The sequence below is a fragment of the Hymenobacter roseosalivarius DSM 11622 genome (assembly GCF_900176135.1).
Taxonomy (GTDB): Bacteria; Bacteroidota; Bacteroidia; order Cytophagales; family Hymenobacteraceae; genus Hymenobacter; species Hymenobacter roseosalivarius.
Window position 1 is genome coordinate 1 of record NZ_FWWW01000106.1, and the last position, 825, is coordinate 825.

The following is an 825-nucleotide window of genomic DNA, read 5'->3' on the forward strand; positions in this document are numbered from 1 at the left end:
CCTAGGAACTGTTCTCAATAGGGAGCCTATTTTGCAGTCATGAATGCAGACCGCACGTTATTGACCGATGCCATGTGGGGCGAGTTATCCCCGCTCTTACCCGGCCAGGAAGGCAGCCGCGGCGTGACCGCACGCGATACGCGCGGATTTGTGGAAGCCGTGCTCTGGATGGGCCGTACAGGCGCCCCCTGGCGCGACTTGCCCCCGCAGATGGGGCACTGGCACCGGGTATACGTACGCTACGCCCGTTGGCGGGACGCGGGCGTGTGGTTAGAGGCCACCGACTGGTTGACAAGAAATAAGCGACAGGTTCCGCATGCCCGTCAGCGGCAGGTCCAGGTGGATTCGACCAGTATTCGGGTGCACCACCAGGGCACGGGGGCCGAAAAAAAAACGGCAGCCAGGGGGTAGGTCGCAGCCGGGGAGGCAATACGAGCAAGCTCCATCTGGTCACCGACGGGGAAGGGAACGTGCTGGACTGGACGCTCACCGCAGGACCATGCGGTGACTGCCTCGAAGCGGAAGGGCTGTTGCGTCCGTGGCTGGCCCCGGCACAGGAAGTGGTGGCCGATGCCGCCTACGACAGCGATGCGTTACGGGAGATAATCGCCGAAGCAGGGGCTAACGCGGTTATTAAGCCCAATCCTCGGCGCAAAAACCAGCCGCATTTCGACCCGGTTGCTTACGCCAAGCGCCACCATATCGAACAGACCGTTAATAAATTGAAACAGTTCAGGCGCATTGCTACCCGCTATGATAAGCTAGACCGCTCCTACGAATCCTTTCTTTGCCTGAGAGTTATCACGCTCTACTTAAATTGAGAAC

The 825-nt window shown here is 59.8% G+C and carries 1 protein-coding gene and 1 pseudogene; both read left to right on the plus strand.

Going from position 1 to position 825, the window contains the following annotated elements; all coding sequences use genetic code 11:
- Nucleotides 1–39: 39 nt before the first annotated feature.
- A complete protein-coding gene (locus tag B9A24_RS20795) occupies nucleotides 40–411 on the plus strand; it encodes a transposase (RefSeq protein ID WP_084447958.1) in 372 nt (123 codons plus the stop codon).
- A gap of 26 nt (nucleotides 412–437) precedes the next feature.
- Nucleotides 438–821: pseudogene (locus B9A24_RS20800) on the plus strand (transposase); the annotation flags it as partial.
- Nucleotides 822–825: the final 4 nt, after the last annotated feature.